The sequence below is a fragment of the Micromonospora sp. M71_S20 genome (assembly GCF_003664255.1).
In the GTDB taxonomy this organism is placed as follows: domain Bacteria; phylum Actinomycetota; class Actinomycetes; order Mycobacteriales; family Micromonosporaceae; genus Micromonospora.
Window position 1 is genome coordinate 4,797,291 of record NZ_RCCV01000001.1, and the last position, 20,856, is coordinate 4,818,146.

The following is a 20,856-nucleotide window of genomic DNA, read 5'->3' on the forward strand; positions in this document are numbered from 1 at the left end:
GCGCGGTGCAGCGGCGGTGGCGGCTCGGGTCCCGGGCTGCCGGACGCTCACGGATCGGACCCTGGTCGGCGGCCCGCCGACCAGGGCCACCGGTCAGCGGCGGCCGGCGGCCAGGGCGACGAGGTACTGTCCGCCGCCCGCGTCGACGCTCGCGGTCACCGGCAGTCCGGGCACCAGGCGGGAGAACCGGTCGACCAGCCAGTCCGCCGCCTCCTGGGCGTCCTTCTCGCTCGGGCAGCGGGCGACCAGCTCGCGGCCACCCTTGCGTGCGAGTCGCTCGGCGACGGTGATCAGTGGCGCGGGCTCCACCACGTGCAGGTGCTCCGGCCAGGCGATGACCACCTTGACCGCGCCCTTGCGGGTGTTGCAGGCACGGTGCGCGAGTCGCTCGGCGACCTTGGCCTTCTTGTCGGCGGTGCGGCTGTCGACGCTGGGACCACGCGGGTCGTTCACCGACATGCCGGCGTCGACCGGCTCGTCGCACACCCAGCATCGCCAACCGTCGCGCCTCGCGACGTCATCGAGGGAACTCATCCGAGCAAACTAGCCCGTGCCAGCCGAACCGCCCGCACTCGGCCTGGGCCACCGCCGATGTCCGACACTGCTCCCGGGCGACGGTCTGGAATGCTTCTCCCATGCCCTCCTACCCGCCCACCTTCGCCGACCAGGTCGTCACCCAGCCAGCCCGCGCCCAGTTCGAGGCGTTCCTCGACGAGCACCGTCGTGCCCTCAACGGCTGCCTGGACGGGCTGACAGAGGAACAGGCGCGCCGGTCGTTGGTGGCCTCCCGGACCACGCTGCTGGGTCTTGTGAAGCACGCGACCTTCGTCGAGAAGGTCTGGTTCGACGAAGCCGTCACGTGCCGGTCGCGCGCGGAGATCGGCATCCCCGCGACGCCGGACGAGTCGTTCATCCTCGATGCCGACGACACGATCGCCACCGTCCAGCACGCACACCGCGAAGCCTGCGAGGCAGCACGCCGTGCGACGTCGTCCCTGGGTCTGGACGACATCCTGCACGGCAACCGGCGGGGCCCGCTTCCGCTGCGATGGGTGTATCTCCACATGCTGCGCGAGCTCGCCCAGCACTGTGGGCACGCGGACATTCTCCGGGAGCAGCTCGTCGACGGGTAGCGCGGACGTCCGCTCATGCCGCGGCGGTCCGACGAGGGGTGCGCCGATGTCCGGCGGCCTACGGCCGGGTGGACGAAGGCACCTTCCCCAGCGTGCGCACCGCGGTCGAGGACACCGCGGCCAGTTCGGGCTGCGCGGGCAGGAACACCGTGGGGACGCCCAGCGACTGGTTCATCGCGGCGAGCCGGTACTCGCTCTGGAGGTCGGTGGTGTTACGCACGCCGCGGACGATCACTCCTACGTCGTGGCGACGGCAGTAGGCGGAGGTCAATCCGCTCCAGGCCGCAACGGTGACGGAGGTCCACCCGACCGGGAGGATGGCCCGGACAGCGGCCGCTCGCTCCTCCTCGTCGGCGCTCGGCTGCTTGGTGCTGTTGACCGCGACGAGCACGACCACTTCGTCGAAGAGGCCGCGTGCCCGGTTCACCACGTCCAGATGCCCGGGAGTGAAGGGATCGAAGCTGCCGGGGTAGACGGCTCGCACGCGTACGCGACCGGGGGTGCGTGCTGTCGAAGTGCTCATGGCCCGACTGTAGGTAGGTCGGCAGACCCCGCCACCCTCAACCCGAGCCCGCGACGGCGCGCCGGTGCCGCGGCCGGGCAAAACGCTTTGCCGCCGCGCCGGGCCGCCCATAGCATCCGTCGGATGCGGATCCGCGAGTTCCACGAGTCCGACTGGGCCCAGGTGTGGCCGATCGTCCAGGAGGTGGTCCGGGCGCGGGAGACCTTCCCCTACGACCCGGAGCTGACCGCCGAGCAGGCGTACGACATGTGGGTGGAGGCCGCGCCCGGCCGGACGGTGGTCGCGGTCGACGGCGACGCGGTGCTGGGCACCGCGAAGATGGGCACCAACCGCCCCGGGCCGGGCTCGCACGTCGCCACCGCGAGCTTCATGGTGGCCCGCGCGGCGCGCGGGCGAGGCCTGGGCACCGCGCTGTGCCGGCACGCCGTCGACTGGGCCCGGGAGCGGGGGTACGCCGGGATGCAGTTCAACGCCGTGGTGGCGAGCAACGCCACCGCCGTGGAGCTGTACCGGCGGGAGGGGTTCGCCGTGGTGGGCACGGTGCCCGGCGCGTTCCGCCATCCCACCCTCGGCCGGGTGGGCCTGCACGTCATGTACCGGGAATTCTGACCGGCACGACGGACGCCGCCGCGCGCCGGGACGCCCACCCCCGGCGGGTGGGATCCGGCGCGACGGCGGCGTCGCTCAGACGGCGGCCTTCGCGACGACCTCGGCGCGCAGGTCCTCCTCGGAGGCGCCCCGGCGCCAGTAGCCGGAGAAGGTGACGTGGCGGCGGTCCAGGCCGCGCTCGCCGACGAGGTGCCGGCGCACCGAGCGCACCATCGAGGACTCGCCGGCGATCCAGGCGTACGGGGTGCCGGCCGGCAGCCGGGCGGCGCGCACCGCGTCCGCCAGCAGCGTGCTGCCGGGGGCGGTGCCGCCGCGCACGATCCAGCGCACCTCGGCCCGCGCCTCGGTGGGCAGCTCCTGGATGTCCCCCGCGTCGGGGACCTCGATCCAGGCCCGCACCGGGGTGCCGGGCGGCAGCCAGGCCAGGATCCCGGCGGCGGCCGGCAGCCCGGTCTCGTCGGCCACCAGCAGGACGGAGTCCGTGCCGACCGGGGGGCGGAAGCAGACGCTGCGGTTGTCGTGCACGGCCGGGCCGAGCAGCACCACCCGGTCGCCCGGCAGGGCGTGCCGGGCCCAGCGGGAGGCGGGGCCGGTGTCGCCGTGGCTGACGAAGTCGATGTCCACCTCGGCCACCTCGGTGCGCTGCTCCCGGATGGTGTACGAGCGCATCACCGCGCGCACGTCGGGGTCCATGGCCCGGTAGGCGCCGAACCAGTCCTCCCCCGCCTCGACGGGGAGCACCGGCTCGGGCTGGCCGGGGTGCGGCAGGAACAGCGAGACGCTCTGGTCCCGGCCGCCACCGGCGAAGTCGGCCAGCTCCGGCCCGCCGAAGGTGACCCGGACCAGGGAAGCGCCGACGCGGCGGGCGCCGACGACCTGCGCGGCGAAGAGGCGGTACTGGACGGCGACGGCGGTGGTCACGGGGTGACCTTCTTCGCGCCCTTGATGGCGGTGGCCAGGTTCTCCAGCAGCGGCGCGGCGCCAGCGTACGAGAAGCGGGGCACCGCGTCCCACGCGGCGATCTGGTTGGCCTTGACGGCCGGCAGCTGCTGCCACGTCGGCTTGGCGGCCAGGTCCTTGGGCTGAAGGGCGGTGTTGCGGTTGTCGAGCAGGAGCAGGTCGGCCGGGAACTTGCCCGCGTTCTCCCAGCTCAGGGCCTCGAAGTAGTCGCCGGCCTCGAGCTTGGTGGGCACGACGATGTCGACGCCCAGCTCGGCGAAGTACATCAGGTCGGTGCTGACCTTGGGGTTGGAGGCGTAGAACAGGTCGGGGCTGCCGGAGCAGGCGAGCACCTTGATGCCCGGATTCGCCTTGACCGCCTGGCGGACCGACTCGGCGGCGGCCTCGAAGCGGGCCTTGGCGTCGGTGACCTTCTTGGCGGACAGGTCGGCGCCGAGGGACTCGGCGAGCTGCGCGTACCGCTCGATCGGCTTGGTCATCGGCACCCGGGCGGTGGTCACGGTGACGGCGGGGGCGAGCGGGAGGATCTTGCCCTTGCTCTCGTCCGGCACGTACCAGAAGGCGCCCGGGTCGTACATGTGGGTGACGAGCAGCTCGGGCCGCAGGGCGGCGTACTTCTCCAGGTTGAACTCGCCCCAGACGTTGCCGAGGATCTCCACGGACTCGACGTCGAGGTCGCCGGCCTGCGGGTCCTTGGTGCCGTCGGAGCGCTTCGTCTCGCCGAACACGCCGACGATCTGCTTGTCGAGCCCGAAGTCGACAAGCGCGGCCGCGACCCCCGTGAAGGCGACCACCCGGGTCGGCCGGGCGGGGGCGCTCACCTTCTCGTTGCGGTCGTCCGTGAACGACCACGGCCCGCCGGAATCCTTGGCGGCGGGGGTGGCGGAGTCCTCGTCCCCGCCGCAGCCGGCGAGCAGGGCCGCCAGGGTGGCGGCGCCACCGGCGGCGAGCAGGCCCCGGCGGGAGAGGCGGCGGGCGGACACGGGATGCGGCATGGCGGTGTCTTTCGATCAGGGTCGGACGAATGACCATGGACAGCGGGGTTAGGTTAACCTAACCTAAACGGCTGTCAAGTCCCGTTCGGAATTCCGCACCACATCGGAGCCCACACTGTCCGCCACCCTCTCCCCCCGCGTCGGCGCGCCGCCGGCACCGCCGGCCGTACGCCGGCCCGGCCGGACCGCGCTGCGGGCCGCCGGGCTCGCGGCGTCGGTGCTGCTGCTCGCGGCCGTCGCGGTGCTCAGCATCGCCGTGGGCGCCAAACAGCTCCCCCTCACCGACGTGTGGCAGGGCCTGCTGGACCGCGACGCCGCCGAGTACGCCGTCGTGCACCGCATGCGGCTGCCGCGTACGCTGCTCGGCCTGCTCGCCGGGGCGGCGCTCGGCGTCGCCGGCGCGGTGATGCAGGCGCTGACCCGCAACCCGCTCGCCGACCCCGGCCTGCTCGGCATCAACGCCGGCGCCTCGGCGGCGGTGGCCACCGGGGCGCTGCTGTTCGGCATCGGCGGCGTCGGCGGGCAGGTGTGGTTCGCCCTGCTCGGCGCGGCGGCCGTCACCGCCGCCGTGTACGCCGTCGGCGGCGGGCGCGGGGCCACCCCCGCGCGGCTGGCGCTGGCCGGCGCGGCGCTCAACGCCACCCTCTACTCGTACGTCAGCGCGGTGATGCTGGTGGACACGGCCTCGCTGGAACGGCTGCGGTTCTGGACGGTCGGCTCGCTGGCCAGCGCCGAACCGTCGACCGTCCGCACGGTCGCGCCGTTCATGGCGGCGGGCCTGCTGGTCGCCCTGGCCGTCGCCCGCCCGCTCAACGCGCTGGCGCTCGGCGACGACGCGGCGCGCGCGCTCGGCGCCCGCCCGGCCCTGGTCCGGGGCGCGGTCATCCTGGCGATCACGCTGCTCTGCGGCGCCGCCACCGCCGCCTGCGGGCCGATCGTCTTCGTCGGGCTGCTGGTGCCGCACCTGGTGCGCGCGCTCACCGGGCCGGACCTGCGCTGGCTGCTGCCGTACTGCATGGTGCTGGCGCCGGTGCTGCTGCTCGGCGCCGACGTGCTCGGGCGGGTGCTGAGCCGCCCCGGCGAGCTCCAGGTCGGGCTCGTGACCGCCGTGGCCGGCGGGCCGCTCTTCCTCTGGCTGGTGCAGCGCGGGCGGGTGGCCCACCCGTGATCACCCTCCGTACCCGCAGCCTGTCCCTGCGGCTGCGTCCCCGCGCCGTCGCCGTCGGCGTCGCCTGCGTGCTGCTGGCCCTGGCGCTGAGCGTGCTCGCCATCGGCAGCGGCGACTACCCGATGAGCCCCGCCGACGTGCTGCGCGCCCTCACCGGCCGGGGCACCCCGGCCGAGGAGTTCATCGTCACCGAGCTACGGCTGCCCCGGGTGGTCACCGCGCTCTGCGTCGGCGCCGCGCTGGCGTTGGCCGGCGCGGTCTTCCAGTCACTGGTACGCAACCCGCTGGGCAGCCCCGACATGCTCGGCTTCACCCAGGGCGCGGCCACCGGGGCGCTCGTCGTGGTGGTGCTCGGCGGCAGCAGCCTGGCGCTGGCCTCGTCGGCGGTGGTCGGCGGGCTGGTCACCGGCGCGCTCGTCTACGCGCTGTCCTGGCGGCGCGGCGTGCACGGATACCGGCTGATCCTGGTCGGCATCGGCACCATGGCGATCCTCACCGGGGTCAACGGCTGGCTGCTCACCCGGGCCCCGCTGATGGACGCCGCCCGCGCCGTGCTCTGGCTCACCGGCAGCCTCGACGGCCGCGGCTGGTCGAACGCGCTGCCGCTGCTGATCGCACTGGGGGTGCTGGTGCCCCTCATGCTGGCCGGCTACGGGCCGGCGATGCGGCTGGTCGAGATGGGCGACGACACCGCCGCCGCCCTCGGCGTACGCGTGGAGCGGCTGCGCCTGGTCGTGCTCGCGACGGCGGTGCTGCTGGTCTCCCTCGCGGCGGCCGCCGCCGGGCCGGTGAACTTCGTGGCCCTCACCGCGCCACACCTCGCGCGGCGGCTGACCCGGGCCCCGGGGCCGAACCTGCTGCCCTCGGCGGCCGTCGGCGCGGTCCTCCTGGTCGCCGCCGACCAGCTCGCGCTGCGGGCCTTCCCCGGGCACCAGCTGCCGGTCGGCGTGGTGACCGGCGTGCTCGGCGGCGCCTACCTGGTCTGGCTGCTGGCCACCGAGCGCCGGGCCGGCCGGCTGTGACCGGGCCCGGCCGGCGGGCCACCCACGACGAGAACGGAGCACCGAGCATGCAGTCCCGGCTGAGCGGCACCGCGATGACCCTCGCCTACGAGCGGCGGACCATCGCCCAGGACCTGAGCGTCGCCGTGCCCGACCGGTCCTTCACGGTCATCATCGGCCCCAACGCCTGCGGCAAGTCCACCCTGCTGCGGGCCCTGTCCCGGCTGCTGAAGCCGGCCGCCGGGGCGGTGCTGCTCGACGGCGAGGACATCCACCGGCAGCCCGCCCGCAGCGTGGCCCGCACCCTCGGCCTGCTGCCGCAGACGTCCGTCGCGCCGGACGGCATCGGCGTCGCCGAACTCGTCGCCCGCGGCCGCTACCCGCACCAGGGGCTGCTGCGGCAGTGGTCGCGCGAGGACGAGCGGGTGGTCACCGAGTCGATGGCCGCCACCGGGGTCGCCGACCTGGCCGACCGGGCCGTCGACGAGCTCTCCGGCGGGCAGCGGCAGCGGGTGTGGATCGCGATGGCGCTGGCCCAGCAGACCCCCCTGCTGCTGCTCGACGAACCGACCACCTACCTGGACATCGCCCACCAGATCGAGATCCTCGACCTCTGCGCCCGGCTGCACGAGGAGCAGGGCCGCACGCTGGTGGCGGTGCTGCACGACCTCAACCACGCCGCCCGCTACGCGACGCACCTGATCGCGATGCGCGAGGGGCGGGTGGTCGCCGCCGGCGCCCCCCGGGAGGTGGTCACCGCCGAGCTGGTCGAGGAGGTCTTCGGCCTGCCCTGCCGCGTGATCGACGACCCGGAGAGCGGCACCCCGCTGGTGGTCCCCGCCGCCCGCCGCCGGGCCCCCGCGAGCGCCCCGACGGTCGCCGCCGCCGGCGGGTGATAGCTGTGGGCGGGTGACGGGCGCGGGCGGGTGAGGGGCGTTCGCGCCGCCGGCCGGGGCCGCCGGACCGCCCGCGCCGCGCCGGGGGTCGACCTACTCGCGCATCGACCGGAATCATCGTACGGTGGCACACGATGCGTGATCTCGCCAGCACCTACCGCCAGGATGTCGACGGCTTCGGCCGGGTGACCATCCGCCCCGTCGACCCCGACACCGACACCGACATCGACCTGATCCACGCCTGGGTCAGCCAGGAACGCGCCCGCTTCTGGGGCATGCGCGACGCCGGCCGGGACCGGGTCGGGGAGATCTACCGCTACCTGGACTCCTTGCCCACCCACCACGCCTGGCTGACACACCGCGACGGCACGCCGGTGGCGCTGTTCCAGACCTACGAGCCGGCCGCCGACCCGGTCGGCGAGTGCTACCCGGTCCAGCCCGGCGACCACGGGGCCCACCTGCTGATCGGCCCGCCCGACACGGCCGAGCGGGGCTTCACCGGCACCCTGTTGCGCGTGTTCCTCGACTTCGTCTTCGCCGACCCGCGACACCGGCGCGTCGTGATGGAGCCGGACGCGCGCAACGACAAGGCGGTGGAGCGGCTCCTGCGCACCGGCTTCGTCGCCGGCCCGCTGATCGACGTGAACGGCAAGCGGGCCCGGCTGCTCTTCCTCGACCGCGAGACGTTCGAGGCCGGCCGGCCCTGAGCGCGGGGACGGCCGGCGGGTCCCGCACGCAACGGCCGGCGTCGTGGCCGGTGCTCCCCGGGCGGTCGCCCGCCCGGGGAGCGTCAGCGGCTCAACCGCCCGGTCGCAGCACCCGGCCCGGGCCGGCGGCGTTGTCCGCCGCGGCCCGGCTGCGCTGGACGCCGGTGACGCAGACGTAGTCGGACTGGTCGGCGGCGGGAGCGGCGCGACGGGTCAGCCGTGCAGCCAGCGGTGGATGCACTGCAACAGGTCGGCGGCGTCGACCGGCTTCGTGACGTAGTCGCTGGCGCCGGAGGAGATGCTCTTCTCCCGGTCGCCGTGCATCGCCTTCGCGGTCACCGCGATGATCGGCAGGTCGGCGTAGCGGGGCATGGCGCGGATCGCCGCCGTCGCGGCGTAGCCGTCCATCTCCGGCATCATGACGTCCATCAGCACGAGGTCGATGTCGTCGTGGCGCATCAGCGTCTCGATGCCCTGCCGGCCGTTCTCCGCGTAGACCACGTCGAGCCCGTGCAGCTCCAGGATGTTGGTCAGCGCGAAGACGTTGCGCGCGTCGTCGTCCACCACCAGCACCTTGCGGCCGGCCAGGTCGGCGGGCAGGGCGTCGACGGCGGGACGGACGTCGGGCACCACCGCGGCGAACGGCAGCACCCGCTCCGGGGTCACCGCCGTCAGGTGCAGGGCGATCCGCTCGCGCAGGTCGTCCAGGCTGCGCAGGACCTCCAGCGGCCGCTCGTGGGCCAGCGCCTGCAACAGGGCCTGCGAGCCGGGCGGCAGCGGGTGGCCGTGGTACGCCAGCACGGGCACCCCGCGCAGCACCGGATCGTCGTGCAGCGCCTTCAGCAGGTTCGTACCGCCGTCGTCGGGCAGGTCGAGCTGGAGCACCATGACGTGGTGCCGCCCGCCGGCGAGCGACTCGAGCGCCGAGGCCACGTCCACCGCGGTGGAGATCTCCACCGGCGGGTGCGCGTCGCCCAGGTCCGCCGCGACGCCCTGGGCGAGCAGCGTCAGCAGCCCCTTGTCGTGGCGCTCCAGCACGAGCATCCGGCGGACCTCGCCGGGCTGCAGCGTCACGGCCGGCGGCAGGGTGGCCGGGGCCGCCCAGGGCAAGCTGGCCGGCGGCGTCCAGGGCAGCGCGCCGGCACGGCCCGTTGCCGGCGACGGGCCGGTCGGGCGGTCGTCCGCAGCCGCGTCGCCGGTCCCGGCGGGCACCGGCCCGACGGGCAGGTAGAGGGTGAACGTGCTGCCCCGGCCGAGCACGCTGTGCGCCTGGATCCGGCCGCCGAGCAGGTGGGCGATCTCCCGGCTGATGGACAGCCCGAGGCCCGTGCCCCCGTACCGCCGGCTGGTCGTGCCGTCGGCCTGCTGGAACGCGTCGAAGATGGCGGTCAGGTGCTGTTCGGCGATGCCGATCCCGGTGTCGATCACCCGGAACGCGAGGACGGTGTCCGTCGGGGCGAGCCCCTCGGGCAGCTCGCCCGGCGCGGCCCGCTCGATGCGCAGCCGCACCCGCCCCTTCTCGGTGAACTTGACCGCGTTGGAGACCAGGTTGCGCAGCACCTGCCGCAGCCGCTGCTCGTCGGTGTGCAGCTCGGTCGGCACGCCCGGGCCGGTGCTGATCTCCAGCTCCAGGCCCCGGGGCGTGGTCAGCGGCCGGAAGGTGGCGTCGACGTAGTCGCGCAGCGCGGCCAGCTCGAAGGTCTCCGGGTTGATGTCCATCTTGCCGGCCTCCACCTTGGACAGGTCGAGGATGTCGTTGATGAGCTGGAGCAGGTCGGTGCCGGCCGAGTGGATGACCGTGGCGTACTCGACCTGCTTGGCGGTCAGGTTGCGGTTCGGGTTCTGCGCGAGCAGCTGGGCGAGGATGAGCAGCGAGTTCAGCGGCGTACGCAGCTCGTGGCTCATGTTGGCGAGGAACTCCGACTTGTACTTGGAGGCGAGGGCGAGCTGCTGGGCGCGGGCCTCCAGCTCCTGCCGGGCCTGCTCGATCTCGGAGTTCTTCGTCTCGATGTCGTGGTTCTGCCGGGCCAGCAGGGCCGCCTTGTCCTCCAGCTCGGCGTTGGAGCGCTGGAGTTCCTCGGAGCGTGCCTGCAACTCCTCCGAGCGGGCCTGCAACTCCGCGGCGAGGCGCTGCGACTCGGTGAGCAGCACGTCGGTGCGGGCGTTGGCGACGATGGTGTTGACGTTGACGCCGATGGTCTCGGTCAGCTGGTCGAGGAAGTCGCGTTGCACCTCGGTGAAGCGGCTCATGCTGGCCAGCTCGATGACGCCGAGCACCTGGTCCTCGAAGAGGATCGGCAGCACCACCAGGTGCAGCGGGGCGGCGGCGCCGAGGCTGGAGGAGACGGTGACGTAGTCGGCCGGCACGGTGTCCACCACGATGGCCCGCTTGCTCACCGCGGCCTGCCCGACGAGGGAGTCGCCGAGGGCGTACCGGCGGCCGGTGGTGTCGTGCCCGTACCCGCCGACGACCCGCAGGCCGGTCCCGCCGGGGCCGTCGTCCACCAGCAGGAACGTGCCGAGCTGCGCGGAGACCAGCGGGGCCAGCTCGTTCATCACCAGACCGGCGACCACGTCCAGGTCGCGGTGGCCCTGCATCAGGCCGGCGATGCGGGCCAGGTTGGTCTTGAGCCAGTCCTGTTCCTGGTTGGTGCGGGTGGTCTCGCGCAGCGACTCCACCATCGAGTTGATGTTGTCCTTCAGCTCGCCGACCTCGCCGGGGGCGTCCACGGTGATGGAGCGGGTCAGGTCGCCGGTGGCCACGGCGCTGGTCACCTCGGCGATGGCGCGCACCTGGCGGGTGAGGTTTCCGGCCAGCTCGTTGACGTTCTCGGTGAGCCGCTTCCAGGTGCCGGAGACGCCCTCGACCTCGGCCTGCCCGCCGAGGCGGCCCTCGCTGCCGACCTCCCGGGCCACCCGCGTCACCTCGGCCGCGAACGACGACAGCTGGTCCACCATCGTGTTGATGGTGGTCTTCAGCTCCAGGATCTCGCCGCGCGCGTCGACGTCGATCTTCTTGGTCAGGTCGCCCTGGGCCACCGCGGTGGTGACCTGGGCGATGTTGCGGACCTGGCCGGTGAGGTTGTTCGCCATCGAGTTGACGTTGTCGGTGAGGTCCTTCCAGGTGCCGGCCACGTTCGGCACCCGCGCCTGGCCGCCGAGGCGGCCCTCGGTGCCCACCTCGCGGGCCACCCGCGTCACCTCGTCGGCGAACGCGCCGAGCGTGCCGACCATCGTGTTGATGGTCTGGGCGAGCACGGCCACCTCGCCCTTGGCCTCCACGGTGATCTGCCGGCTCAGGTCGCCCTGGGCGACGGCGGTGGCGACCAGCGCGATCGAGCGCACCTGGTTGGTGAGGTTGTTGGCCATCTCGTTGACGTTGTCGGTGAGGTCCTTCCAGGTCCCGCCGACATTGGACACCCGGGCCTGGCCGCCGAGGCGGCCCTCGGTGCCCACCTCCCGGGCCACCCGCGTCACCTCGTCGGCGAACGCGGAGAGCTGGTCGACCATCGTGTTGATGGTCTCCTTCAGCGCCAGGATCTCGCCGCGCGCGTCGACCCGGATCTTCTGGGTCAGGTCGCCCTTCGCCACGGCGGTGGTCACCTCGGCGATGCTGCGCACCTGGGCGGTGAGGTTGTCCGCCATGACGTTGACCGACTCGGTGAGGTCCTTCCAGGTGCCGGAGACGCCCTTGACGTCCGCCTGGCCGCCGAGGCGGCCCTCGGTGCCGACCTCGCGGGCCACCCGGGTCACCTCGTCGGCGAACGACGACAGCTGGTCCACCATCGTGTTGTTGGTGTTCTTCAGCTCCAGGATCTCGCCGTGCGCGGTGACGGTGATCTTCTGCGACAGGTCGCCCCGGGCCACCGCCGTGGCCACCTGCGCGATGCTGCGCACCTGGTCGGTGAGGTTGACCGCCATGGAGTTCACCGAGTCGGTGAGGTCGCGCCAGGTGCCCGCGACGCCGCTGACCTGGGCCTGACCGCCGAGCCGCCCGTCGGTGCCGACCTCGCGGGCCACCCGGGTCACCTCGTCGGCGAACGACGACAGCTGGTCCACCATCGTGTTGATGGTGCTCTTGAGCTCCAGGATCTCGCCCCGGGCGTCGACGGTGATCTTCTGCGACAGGTCGCCCCGGGCCACGGCGGTGGTGACCTGGGCGATGTTGCGGACCTGGCTGGTCAGGTTGCCGGCCATGAAGTTCACCGAGTCGGTGAGGTCGCGCCAGGTGCCGGCCACGCCGGGCACCTCGGCCTGTCCGCCGAGGCGGCCCTCGCTGCCGACCTCCCGGGCCACCCGCGTCACCTCGTCGGCGAACGACGACAGCTGGTCCACCATCGTGTTGATGGTGATCTTCAACTCCAGGATCTCGCCGCGCACGTCCACGGTGATCTTCTGCGACAGGTCGCCCCGGGCCACCGCCGTGGCCACCTCGGCGATGTCGCGGACCTGGTCGGTCAGGTTGCCCGCCATGGCGTTGACCGAGTCGGTGAGGTCCTTCCAGGTGCCCGACACCCCGGGCACCTCGGCCTGGCCGCCCAGTTGCCCCTCCGTGCCCACCTCCCGGGCCACCCGGGTCACCTCGGAGGTGAACAGCGACAGCTGGTCGACCATGCCGTTGAAGACGGTGGCGATCTCCCCGAGCAGTCCGTCGGCGTCCTCGGGCAGCCGGGTGCCGAAGTCACCGTCCCGCACCGCCGTCAGGCCGGCCAACAGCTGCCGGAGCCCCGGGTCGGCCATCGCCGCGGCCCCACCGGTCGCCGGATTGCGCCGCGCCGCCGTCTTCTCGACCACCACAACCACCTCGCGGAACGGCCGGGGGCCCGCCCGCCGGCACAACATCGACCGCGCAAGTATGCACAGCCCGGTCGTCGCACGCGCGCCGGCCGGCGCCCCGCGACGCCCGCCGTCCGGCGGCTGCGCCGCGGCACGGTGACCAGCACGGTTACCGGGGGCACGGCGCGGGTAGAGGCGACGCTCGAACCGGTCCGACCGGAACGGGGGACTCGCCGGGGCGGTCCTCGACGCCGGCCCGGCGCACGGGTCCGGTGTGGAGCGCGCCCCACCGGAGAAGGGGTACGGACGGTGCGACAGTGATGGCGGGGCGTGGGCGGGCGGATCCGGCGCAACGGCACGACGGTGGTCGAGTTGGTCCTCGCCGCGACGGTGGCCTGGGTCCTCGCCGCCCGGGTGATCGGTCATCCGGACCCGTTCTTCGCCCCCACGGCGGCGCTGGTCGTCCTGGGCGAGGCGCGGGGGCGGCGGGTCCGGCAGACGGGTGGAGATCCTGTTCGGGGTCGCGGCCGGCGTGCTCGTCGCCGAGCTGCTGGTGTACGCGCTCGGTCCCGGCACCGGCACCGTCCTCCTGGTGCTGCTGCTGACCACCGGCCTGATGGTGGCGATCGGGGCGCGCACCACCCTCGTGGTGCAGGCGGCGGTCTCCGCGATGTACCTGGTGGCAGTGGCCGCGCCCAGCGGCACGCTGATGCCCTTCCGGTTCGTCGACGCGCTGATCGGCGGCGCGGTCGCGCTGGCCGCGAGCCAGCTCCTGGCGGCCCGCGACCCGCTCGCCCCGCTGATCAGGGAGGCCCGGCAGAGCTTCGCCGACCTGGCCGAGGTGCTCGACGCGCTCGACGACGCGCTCGCCCGCTGCGACGAGACCGCCGCCCGGGCGGCGCTGGACCGGGCCCGGGAGCTGGACGACTGCGTGGACCGGCTGTGCACGGCGGTCCGGGCCACCGGGGAGACGCTGCGGTTCCACGTCCGCCGGCGGCGGCACGTCGGGCAGGTGCGGGACGTGGAGGCGACCACCCGGCAGCTGGACTACGCCGTGCGCAACGTCCGGGTGCTGGCCCGCGCCGGGGTGACGCTGACCCGGCTGTGCACGGGGACGCCGCCGGAGCTGGGCGACGCGCTGCCCGCCCTGGCCGCCGCCGTACGCGCCGCGGGCGAGGCGGTGGCGACCGACCTCACCGGCGAGGACGCCGACCGCCACGCGGCGCGGGCCGACGAGGCGGCCATGACGGCGGTACGGGTCGCCGGCCGGCTGCTCGCGTCCGACCCGGCGCTGCCTGTCACGATGATCGTCGGCCAGATCCGGGCGACCGCCATCGACCTGCTGCGCGGCGTCGGCCGCGACGACGTGGCCGTGCTGGTGCGGGTGGACGAGGCGCTCGGGGTGATGCCCGGACCGCGCGCGCCGGTCTGGCCGATGGACGCCTTCCCCGACCGGTTCCTCGCCGCCCTCAGCGGCTGACCCCGCCGACGCGACGCCCCGGGGCGGGCCGCCATCGGGAGTGTCCGGCGGGCGGCGTCGGGCACCGGGCGGGTCGCCGTCGGGGCGCCGGCGGCGCGGGCCGGTCCCGTCAGCGGGGTGCCACGAGGCCGGCGTAGTCGTCGGCGGCCAGGGGCCGCCGGGACAGCGACCCGTCGGCACGCGGGACCCCCAGCGGGGCCCCACCCCGGAAGAAGGCCACGGTGTCGACGTCGGAGCGGGCGGTCAGGGTGCAGACGATCTGCCCGAAGGCGAGGACCTCGTCGCTGCGGCCCGTCTCGTCGCCGGCCCCGCCGAGCTCCACGTCGACCTCGTTGCCCCGGGGCCGGGCGGCGGCGACCGGCACGGCCCCGGGCAGCGCCGTGGTGAGGCCGTCGTCGCGCTCGGCGGTGCTCGGGCCGGCCAGCAGGTGCTGGAGCTGGGCGTCGACGGTGGGCGTGCCGTCGACCCGACGCTCGACGCGGACCAGCCGGTCGTCGCGTACGAAGCAGAGAACCTCCGTCGTCCGCCCGGCCGTCAGGGTGGGGGTCGGCGTCGCCACGACCGCCCCCGGCGAGGGGAACGGCCCGGGTGGGGGCGCCACGGCGCGCGGGGCGCTCTCGGTCGGGACGCCGCAGCCGCCCAGCAGTCCCAGGACGACGAGCGCGCCACCGACGCCGCGCCACCGGCTCCGGCGGCGGGACGCGGGCGCAGGGCTCGCGGGCGCGCGGCTGGTCCCGGCGGGCGGCGGACGCCCGGGCGCGCGGCGGATCACGGCAGTACCCCGGGCAGCTCGACCCGGAAGCGGGCGCCCCCGCCGGGGCGGTCGCCCGCGCCGGCCCGCCCCCGGTGCGCGGCGGCGTGCTGCGCGACGATGGCCAGCCCGAGCCCGGTGCCGTCGCCGTCGCCACGCGAGTGCGCGGCCCGGCCACGGACGAAGCGGTCGAAGATGGGGTCGCGGTCCTCCGGCGGCACGCCCGGCCCCTCGTCGTCGACCTCGACGATCCCCGTGCCGTCCCGCTGCGACAGCCGCACGGCCACCGGGCCGCCACCGTGGCGCAGCGCGTTGTCGACCAGGTTGGCCAGGATCTGCTCGACCCGACGCTCGTCGACCAGCCAGGTGGGGGCGACACCCGCGTCGACCCGGACGAGCGTGTCCGGCAGCCCGCGGACCTGACAGGCGCGGCGGGCCAGCGCCGCCACGTCGACCGGCGCCCGGTCGACCGGCTGGTCACTGCGGGCGAGCTGGATGAGGTCGTTGACGAGCTGCTGGAACCGGGTGATCTCGTCGGCCACCAGGCCGGCGGCGGTGGCCGTGCGCTCGTCGAGGTGGGCCCGACGACGGGCCAGGACGCTGGCCGCGGCCGAGAGGGTCTGCAACGGCGAGCGCAGCTCGTGGCTGACGTCGGCGGCGAAGCGACGGTCCCGCTCGATGCGCCGGGAGAGCTGGTCGACCATGTGGTTGAAGGACGTGGAGAGCCGGGTCAGGTCGGGGTCGGTGGTCGCGGCGAGCCGGGCGGAGAAGTTGCCCGCCGCGATCTCCTGCGCGGCGTCGGCCACCGCCGTCAGCGGCCGCAGGCTGTGCCGGGTGGCGTACCAGCCGAGGGCGGCGCCGGACCCGGCGACCACGATGGCCACGGCGGTCAGCGCCAGCGCCAGGACCCGCAGGGTCTGGTCCAGCTCCCGCAGCGACGTCAGCTCGTAGTAGCTGGTGGACGGGGCCAGCGGCAGGCCGACGAGCAGGGTGGGCTGGCCGTTGACCCGGACCCGCTGCACGGCCGGTTCCCCGGCGTGGACGAGCTGTTGCAGGTCGACCGGGATGGCGGCGGTCAGGCCGGCGTCGGCCGTGCGGGCGTACCAGTCGTCGCCGCGGTGCAGCAGCGGCCGGCGGTTGCCGCCGGTGTCGAGCGACCGCAGCACCTCCACCACGTCGGGGGCGTCCGTATCCAGGCCGGTACGCACCACCGCCGCGTCGAAGTACGCCGCCCGCACGGCGGTGCGCTCCCGCTCGTCGAGCAGGGATCGCCTGGTCAGCTCGTACGAGACCAGCGCCATCGAGGCGGACAGCAGCAACGCGCCGACCGCGAAACCGGCGGACACCCGGGCCCGCAGTCCGAGGCGCCTCACCGGGTCAGCTTGTAGCCGAGGCCGCGCAGGGTGACCAGGTGCCGGGGGTTGCCCGGATCGTCCTCGATCTTCTGCCGCAGCCGGCCCACGTGCACGTCGACGAGCCGCTCGTCACCGGTGTCGTAGCCCCAGACCCGTTGCAGCAACTGGTGGCGCGACAGCACCCGACCGGCGTGCTCGGCCAGCTCGCACAGCAGCCGGAACTCGGTGCGGGTGACCGGCACCGGCCGCCCGCCCAGGCGCACCTCCCCGGCGTCCGGGCTGATCTCCAATTGCCCGAAGGTGAGCACCGGTACGGGGTCGGGCGCCGCCCGGGCCCGGCGCCGCAGGGCGCGCAGCCGCGCCGACAGTTCCTTGATCGCCACCGGCTTGACCACGTAGTCGTCGGCCCCCGCCTCCAGTGCCGCGACGATGTCGTGGGTGTCGTCGCGGGCGCTGACCACCACGATCGGCACGTCGTCGTCGCGGCGCAGCCGCCGGATGCACTCGAAGCCGTCGAGGCCCGGCAGCATCAGGTCGACCAGTACGGTGTCGGCCGGCTCCCGGCGCTGCCGCAGCAGGCCCTCCTCGGCGGTGGCCACGCCCCGGACGCGGTAGCCCTCGTCCTCGAGCGCGAGCAGCAACGCCAGACGGATCCGGTCGTCGTCCTCGATCACCAGCACGTCCGTCATACCGGCATCATCCCCAAGGCGGCGGCGGGTGCCCAACCGTGTCCGGCGTCCGGCGGTTTTGTCACGCAACTGTCATACAACCGCGTGACCGGCGCCACGGGCGGCACCGAGGGTGGTGGGGAACATCCGTGGGCCGGCTGCCGTCGGCCGGCCGGCTCCGCAGGAGGGATCAGATGACCGTCGCCGGTCTGGTCACCGCGCTCGCCGTCGGTCTCCTCGTCGCCGGGGCGGGCTGGCGGGTGAACCCGCGCCGGCGGGAGGTGCCGGTCTGGCTGGCCCTGGTGGCGGGGATCGTCACCGCGCTGTTCGGCGTCATCCTGGCCCGCATCGTCGGCCTCGACACCGACGGGTCGGCCGCGTGGCGCGTCGGCGTGCCGGCCGGCTCGGCCGTCGTCGGCGTCGCCCTCGTGGCGGCCACGGCCGGTCCCCGGCGCGCCGCCGCTCCGCCGGGCGGGACGGAGCCGGACCTCGACACCGCCCAGACGCCGCCGGTCGCGGGCCGGCGCGTGGCACGGCCCGACCTCCCGTGGAGGAAGACACGATGACCGTCGTACCGGACGAGCACCTGATGACGTTGATCTGCGACAACTGCGGGGACACGACCACTGGCACCGCCTGCGTCCTGCCCGACGCCGAGGTCGTCTGGACCCTGGTGGCCGAACACGGCTGGAGCGGCTCGCCGTTCGCCACGGGCCCGCACCGCTGTCCCCGGTGCAGCCTGCCGGGTCTCGGGGCCGGGGGCGACGCCGCCGCCCAGGGCGGCCAGTCGGGCGGCGGGGTGCTGGACGTCGACCACCTCGACGACGTCGCGGTGGTGACGGCCACCGGGAACATCGACGTCGACACCGCCGACGAGCTGCGGGCCGCCCTGCGGCAGGCGGTGGACGTCCACGGGCACGTGGTGGTCGACCTGACCCGGGTGCACCTCATCGACGCCGGTGGGCTCGGGCTGCTCGTCCGGGCCCACCGCGACGCCCGGGAGCGGGGCGCCGTGCTCTGCCTGGCCGCTCCGTCCCGCTTCATCCGCACCGTGCTGCACACCATGCGGCTCGACGGGCTGTTCCCGGTCTTCGCGAGCCCGCAGGAGGCGGTCCGCCGGCTCTCCCCCGGCGGGGCCGGTGACACCGCCGGGCTGGCGGCCGTCACCGCCGGGCCGGATCCGCGCGGCCTTTCCGCGGCGGCGGTGGCCGAGGCGTCGTCCCGCTGACCCGGTGGCCGGGCCCGGATGGCCCCGAACCGGCAGAACCATCGAGAGGAAGCACGCCATGCTCATCCCCTGGCCGTACCCGGACGAGGGCGGGTTCCCTGCCGAGCCGCCGGGCCCCTCGCCGGACGACGAGGACGGCCGGCTGGCGGCACTGGTCGCCCAGCGGTTGAGCAGCGACTGGACCACCCGCCGCCAGCAGATCGTGGTGACCGTGCAGAACCGCGTCGTCATCCTCGCGGGCATCGTGGCCGGCCCGGACACCCGGCGGGTGGCCGGCGAGATCGCCTGGGACGTCCAGGGCGTCGTCGACGTCTGCAACGCCCTGCGGCTCGCCGGTCCCCGCCGGTCCCGCCGCTGAGCGCCGGCCCCGACGAACGGCGGCGGCGTCCGGGCCAGGTGGGTCCTCCCGGTCGAAGGAGAGCCCGGCGTCCCGCGGGGACCGGTCAGGCCGCGGGCTGGTCGACCGGGCAGGCGTACGCCGTGCGACCGCCCAGCTGCCAGGTGCGCACCCGGGCGCCGCAGCGCCGGCAGGTCGGCCGCTTGTAGACCCACCGCTCGTCGGGTGCCGCCGGGTCGCTGACCACCTGGCCAACGTCGCGGCCCAGCGCCAGGTACCCGACGGCGAGCTCCCACAGCCGGCGGGCCGGCGCCGGCCCGACCGCCCGGGCGTCCGGATCGAGGCCGGCGAGGAAGAGCAGCTCCGCCCGCCAGGCGTTGCCGAGACCCGCCCACACCGCCTGGTCGAGCAGCGCCGCGCCGACCGCGCCCCTGGCGGCGCCGAGCCGGCGTACGGCGTCCTCTCCGTCGGCGTCGGCGCGCAGCGGGTCCGGGCCCAGCGAGGCCCGCAGCGCCCGCTCGCCGTCGCCCGGGAGCGGTTCGCAGCGGATGGGCGCGATCAGGTCGTACGCGACGCCGGCACCGGCCAGGCGCAGCCGGACGCCCCCACGGGGCGGGACGGCCGGGTCGTCGTGGCGCAGGAACAGCCCACGCATGCCGAGGTGCACGTGCAGGGCCGGCGCGTCGTCGACGTGGTAGAGCAGGTGCTTGCCGTACGCCTCCACCGCGCGCAGCCGCCGCCCGTCGTACGGGCCGGTGTCCAGGCGACCCTGCGGGCTGGAGGCGGCGAGGACCTGCCCGGCGAGCGCGGCGTGCTGGTCGCGCGCGTACCGGTGGACGAGGTGGCCCTCGGGCATGCGCCCGGGTACCCGCGGCACGGGCGCGAAAACGGCGCGCCCGGGGCACGGGAACAACGGCGATCGGTCCGCAGTTGTCCCCTTTCGTGACCGACGCTGTCCCGCACTCCCGGCTGTTCGACATCCGGCGGATCTACGTGGAGCCGGAGGCCGCCGCGCTGCCCCGTGGGCGGGCCGTGCTGGAGCGCTTTCCCGACGCGGAGCGCGTCGAGGTCGAGAGCCACTCCCGCATCCCGGAGCTGTACGGGGACGAGACCAACGTGGCCCGGTGGGTGCGGATCAAGACGGAGGCCCTGGTGCTGGGGGTCAAGAAGTCCCTCACCGCCCGCCCGAACGGCCGCTCGGCCGACTTCATCGCCCCGTCCACGGCGAACGGCTGCGCGATGGCGTGCGCCTACTGCTACGTGCCGCGCCGCAAGGGCTACAGCAACCCGGTGACGGTCTTCGCCAACATCGACCGAATCACCGGCTACCTGGGGCGGCACGTGGGTCGGCAGGGCGTCAAGGGTGAGCCGAACCAGTGCGACCCCGCCGCCTGGGTCTACGACATCGGCGAGAACTCCGACTGCTCGCTGGACGCCCGCGTCTCCGACAACGTCCGGGACCTGGTCACGCTGTTCCGGGACCTGCCGACGGCGAAGGCCACGTTCGCCACGAAGCACGTCAACCGCGACCTGCTCGACTGGGATCCCCGGGGCCGGACCCGCGTCCGGTTCTCGCTGATGCCGGCCCGGGACGCCAAGCTGCTCGACATCCGGACCTCTCCGGTCGCGGAGCGGCTGGCCGCCGTCGACGACTTCGTCGCGGCCGGCTACGAGGTGCACGTCAACCTCAGCCCGGTGGTGGTCCGCGACGGGTGGCTGGACGACTGGGCGGAGCTGCTCGACCAGCTCGACGACGCGCTCGGCCCCCGCGCGAAGGCGCAGCTCGCCGCCGAGGTCATCTTCCTGACCCACAACGACCGGCTGCACGAGGTGAACCTCGGCTGGCATCCGAAGGCCGAGGAGGTCCTCTGGCGGCCGGATCTCCAGCAGCCGAAGCGGTCGCAGACCGGCGGCTGGAACGTGCGGTACCGCACCGGCAGCAAGGGCGCCTACGTGGCGGCGTTGACGGACCTGATCGCCGCGAAGGCGCCGTACTGCCGCGTCCGCTACGCGTTCTGACCGCCATCTTCCACCACGGAAAGCAGTTCAGGGCCACCCCGAAGGGTGGCCCTGAACTGAAAGATTGTCCGGCGGTGTCCTACTCTCCCACACCCTCCCGAGTGCAGTACCATCGGCGCTGGAGGGCTTAGCTTCCGGGTTCGGAATGTAACCGGGCGTTTCCCCTCCGCCATGACCGCCGTAACTCTATCGACATGTCAAACAACACCACAACACGAGTGGTCTGTTGTTCGTTCATCGAGAGTTGCAC

General features: G+C 74.4%; 20 protein-coding genes, 1 rRNA gene and 1 pseudogene. 11 read left to right on the forward strand and 11 right to left on the reverse strand.

All coding sequences use genetic code 11. The features are described 5' to 3' along the window. Positions 1-93 precede the first annotated feature (93 nt). On the reverse strand, positions 94-534 hold the full coding sequence (locus DER29_RS20630) for a hypothetical protein (RefSeq protein ID WP_121398822.1): 441 nt from the start codon (positions 532-534) through the stop codon (positions 94-96). Positions 535-635: 101 nt separating this feature from the next. Between DER29_RS20630 and DER29_RS20635 the strand changes: the two genes are divergently transcribed. Beyond that, positions 636-1,133, forward strand: coding sequence for a DinB family protein (locus DER29_RS20635; RefSeq protein WP_121398823.1), 498 nt, complete (start codon positions 636-638; stop codon positions 1,131-1,133). Between the two features lie 58 nt (positions 1,134-1,191). On the opposite strand, the gene coaD is transcribed toward DER29_RS20635, so the two are convergent. Then, positions 1,192-1,656 carry a pantetheine-phosphate adenylyltransferase gene (gene coaD, locus DER29_RS20640; protein ID WP_121398824.1) on the reverse strand — a complete coding sequence of 155 codons (465 nt, stop codon included), beginning with the start codon at positions 1,654-1,656 and terminating at the stop codon, positions 1,192-1,194. A 123-nt stretch (positions 1,657-1,779) separates the two neighbouring features. Between coaD and DER29_RS20645 the strand changes: the two genes are divergently transcribed. Further along, positions 1,780-2,265: a GNAT family N-acetyltransferase gene (locus DER29_RS20645; RefSeq protein WP_121398825.1), complete on the forward strand. Its 486-nt coding sequence runs from the start codon at positions 1,780-1,782 to the stop codon at positions 2,263-2,265. Positions 2,266-2,340: 75 nt separating this feature from the next. Here the strand turns inward: DER29_RS20645 and DER29_RS20650 are convergent, their stop codons facing one another. After that, positions 2,341-3,186, reverse strand: coding sequence for a siderophore-interacting protein (locus DER29_RS20650; protein WP_121398826.1), 846 nt, complete (start codon positions 3,184-3,186; stop codon positions 2,341-2,343). Continuing rightward, positions 3,183-4,220 carry an ABC transporter substrate-binding protein gene (locus DER29_RS20655; RefSeq protein WP_121398827.1) on the reverse strand — a complete coding sequence of 346 codons (1,038 nt, stop codon included), beginning with the start codon at positions 4,218-4,220 and terminating at the stop codon, positions 3,183-3,185. Before DER29_RS20655 ends, DER29_RS20650 begins: the two co-directional genes overlap by 4 nt. A gap of 217 nt (positions 4,221-4,437) precedes the next feature. Between DER29_RS20655 and DER29_RS20660 the strand changes: the two genes are divergently transcribed. The 4 genes from DER29_RS20660 to DER29_RS20675 all read left to right on the forward strand — a co-directional run bounded on the left by DER29_RS20660 (position 4,438) and on the right by DER29_RS20675 (position 7,992). Continuing rightward, a complete protein-coding gene (locus DER29_RS20660; protein WP_233599968.1) occupies positions 4,438-5,388 on the forward strand; it encodes an iron ABC transporter permease in 951 nt (316 codons plus the stop codon). Then, positions 5,385-6,410 carry an iron chelate uptake ABC transporter family permease subunit gene (locus DER29_RS20665; protein ID WP_121398830.1) on the forward strand — a complete coding sequence of 342 codons (1,026 nt, stop codon included), beginning with the start codon at positions 5,385-5,387 and terminating at the stop codon, positions 6,408-6,410. Before DER29_RS20660 ends, DER29_RS20665 begins: the two co-directional genes overlap by 4 nt. 47 nt (positions 6,411-6,457) lie before the next feature. After that, positions 6,458-7,285, forward strand: coding sequence for an ABC transporter ATP-binding protein (locus tag DER29_RS20670; protein ID WP_121399371.1), 828 nt, complete (start codon positions 6,458-6,460; stop codon positions 7,283-7,285). 134 nt (positions 7,286-7,419) lie between these two features. Then, entirely contained in the window at positions 7,420-7,992 is a 573-nt protein-coding gene (locus DER29_RS20675; RefSeq protein WP_121398831.1) for a GNAT family N-acetyltransferase, read from the forward strand. A 91-nt stretch (positions 7,993-8,083) separates the two neighbouring features. On the opposite strand, the gene DER29_RS34235 is transcribed toward DER29_RS20675, so the two are convergent. Both DER29_RS34235 and DER29_RS20680 read right to left on the reverse strand, forming a co-directional pair. Beyond that, entirely contained in the window at positions 8,084-8,233 is a 150-nt protein-coding gene (locus DER29_RS34235) for a hypothetical protein (protein ID WP_158619065.1), read from the reverse strand. Further along, complete coding sequence (locus DER29_RS20680; RefSeq protein WP_121399372.1) at positions 8,206-12,732, reverse strand: HAMP domain-containing protein; 4,527 nt, start codon at positions 12,730-12,732, stop codon at positions 8,206-8,208. The genes DER29_RS34235 and DER29_RS20680 overlap by 28 nt, the downstream gene beginning before the upstream one ends. A gap of 538 nt (positions 12,733-13,270) precedes the next feature. Here DER29_RS20680 and DER29_RS20685 point away from each other — a divergent pair. Beyond that, on the forward strand, positions 13,271-14,248 hold the full coding sequence (locus tag DER29_RS20685) for a hypothetical protein (RefSeq protein WP_233599969.1): 978 nt from the start codon (positions 13,271-13,273) through the stop codon (positions 14,246-14,248). Positions 14,249-14,357: 109 nt separating this feature from the next. Here DER29_RS20685 and DER29_RS20690 read toward each other — a convergent pair whose 3' ends face one another. From DER29_RS20690 to DER29_RS20700, 3 genes are all read right to left on the reverse strand, one after another. Next, complete coding sequence (locus DER29_RS20690) at positions 14,358-14,900, reverse strand: GerMN domain-containing protein (RefSeq protein ID WP_199729485.1); 543 nt, start codon at positions 14,898-14,900, stop codon at positions 14,358-14,360. 116 nt (positions 14,901-15,016) lie between these two features. Further along, the gene (locus tag DER29_RS20695) at positions 15,017-16,372 is read right to left on the reverse strand and encodes a cell wall metabolism sensor histidine kinase WalK (RefSeq protein WP_121398833.1); all 1,356 of its coding nucleotides are present in this window, start codon (positions 16,370-16,372) and stop codon (positions 15,017-15,019) included. Next, positions 16,369-17,043: a response regulator transcription factor gene (locus DER29_RS20700; RefSeq protein WP_121398834.1), complete on the reverse strand. Its 675-nt coding sequence runs from the start codon at positions 17,041-17,043 to the stop codon at positions 16,369-16,371. Before DER29_RS20700 ends, DER29_RS20695 begins: the two co-directional genes overlap by 4 nt. A 173-nt stretch (positions 17,044-17,216) precedes the next feature. Between DER29_RS20700 and DER29_RS20705 the strand changes: the two genes are divergently transcribed. The 3 genes and pseudogenes from DER29_RS20705 (at position 17,217) to DER29_RS20715 (ending at position 18,608) form a co-directional block, all read left to right on the forward strand. After that, positions 17,217-17,588 (forward strand): hypothetical protein, encoded by a 372-nt coding sequence (locus tag DER29_RS20705; RefSeq protein ID WP_121398836.1) that lies wholly within the window; start codon positions 17,217-17,219, stop codon positions 17,586-17,588. Further along, positions 17,585-18,112 (forward strand): annotated as a pseudogene (locus DER29_RS20710) (STAS domain-containing protein); the annotation flags it as partial. The gene DER29_RS20705 and the pseudogene DER29_RS20710, both read left to right, overlap by 4 nt. A gap of 196 nt (positions 18,113-18,308) precedes the next feature. Next, positions 18,309-18,608: a BON domain-containing protein gene (locus DER29_RS20715; protein WP_121398838.1), complete on the forward strand. Its 300-nt coding sequence runs from the start codon at positions 18,309-18,311 to the stop codon at positions 18,606-18,608. Positions 18,609-18,693: 85 nt separating this feature from the next. Here DER29_RS20715 and DER29_RS20720 read toward each other — a convergent pair whose 3' ends face one another. Next, positions 18,694-19,443, reverse strand: a complete 750-nt coding sequence (locus DER29_RS20720) for a DNA-formamidopyrimidine glycosylase family protein (protein WP_121398839.1) — start codon at positions 19,441-19,443, stop codon at positions 18,694-18,696. 86 nt (positions 19,444-19,529) lie between these two features. Between DER29_RS20720 and DER29_RS20725 the strand changes: the two genes are divergently transcribed. Next, a complete protein-coding gene (locus tag DER29_RS20725) occupies positions 19,530-20,606 on the forward strand; it encodes a spore photoproduct lyase family protein (protein WP_121398841.1) in 1,077 nt (358 codons plus the stop codon). A 66-nt stretch (positions 20,607-20,672) separates the two neighbouring features. Here DER29_RS20725 and rrf read toward each other — a convergent pair. Beyond that, positions 20,673-20,789: ribosomal RNA gene (gene rrf, locus DER29_RS20730) — 5S ribosomal RNA — on the reverse strand. Between the last annotated feature and the right edge of the window lie 67 nt (positions 20,790-20,856).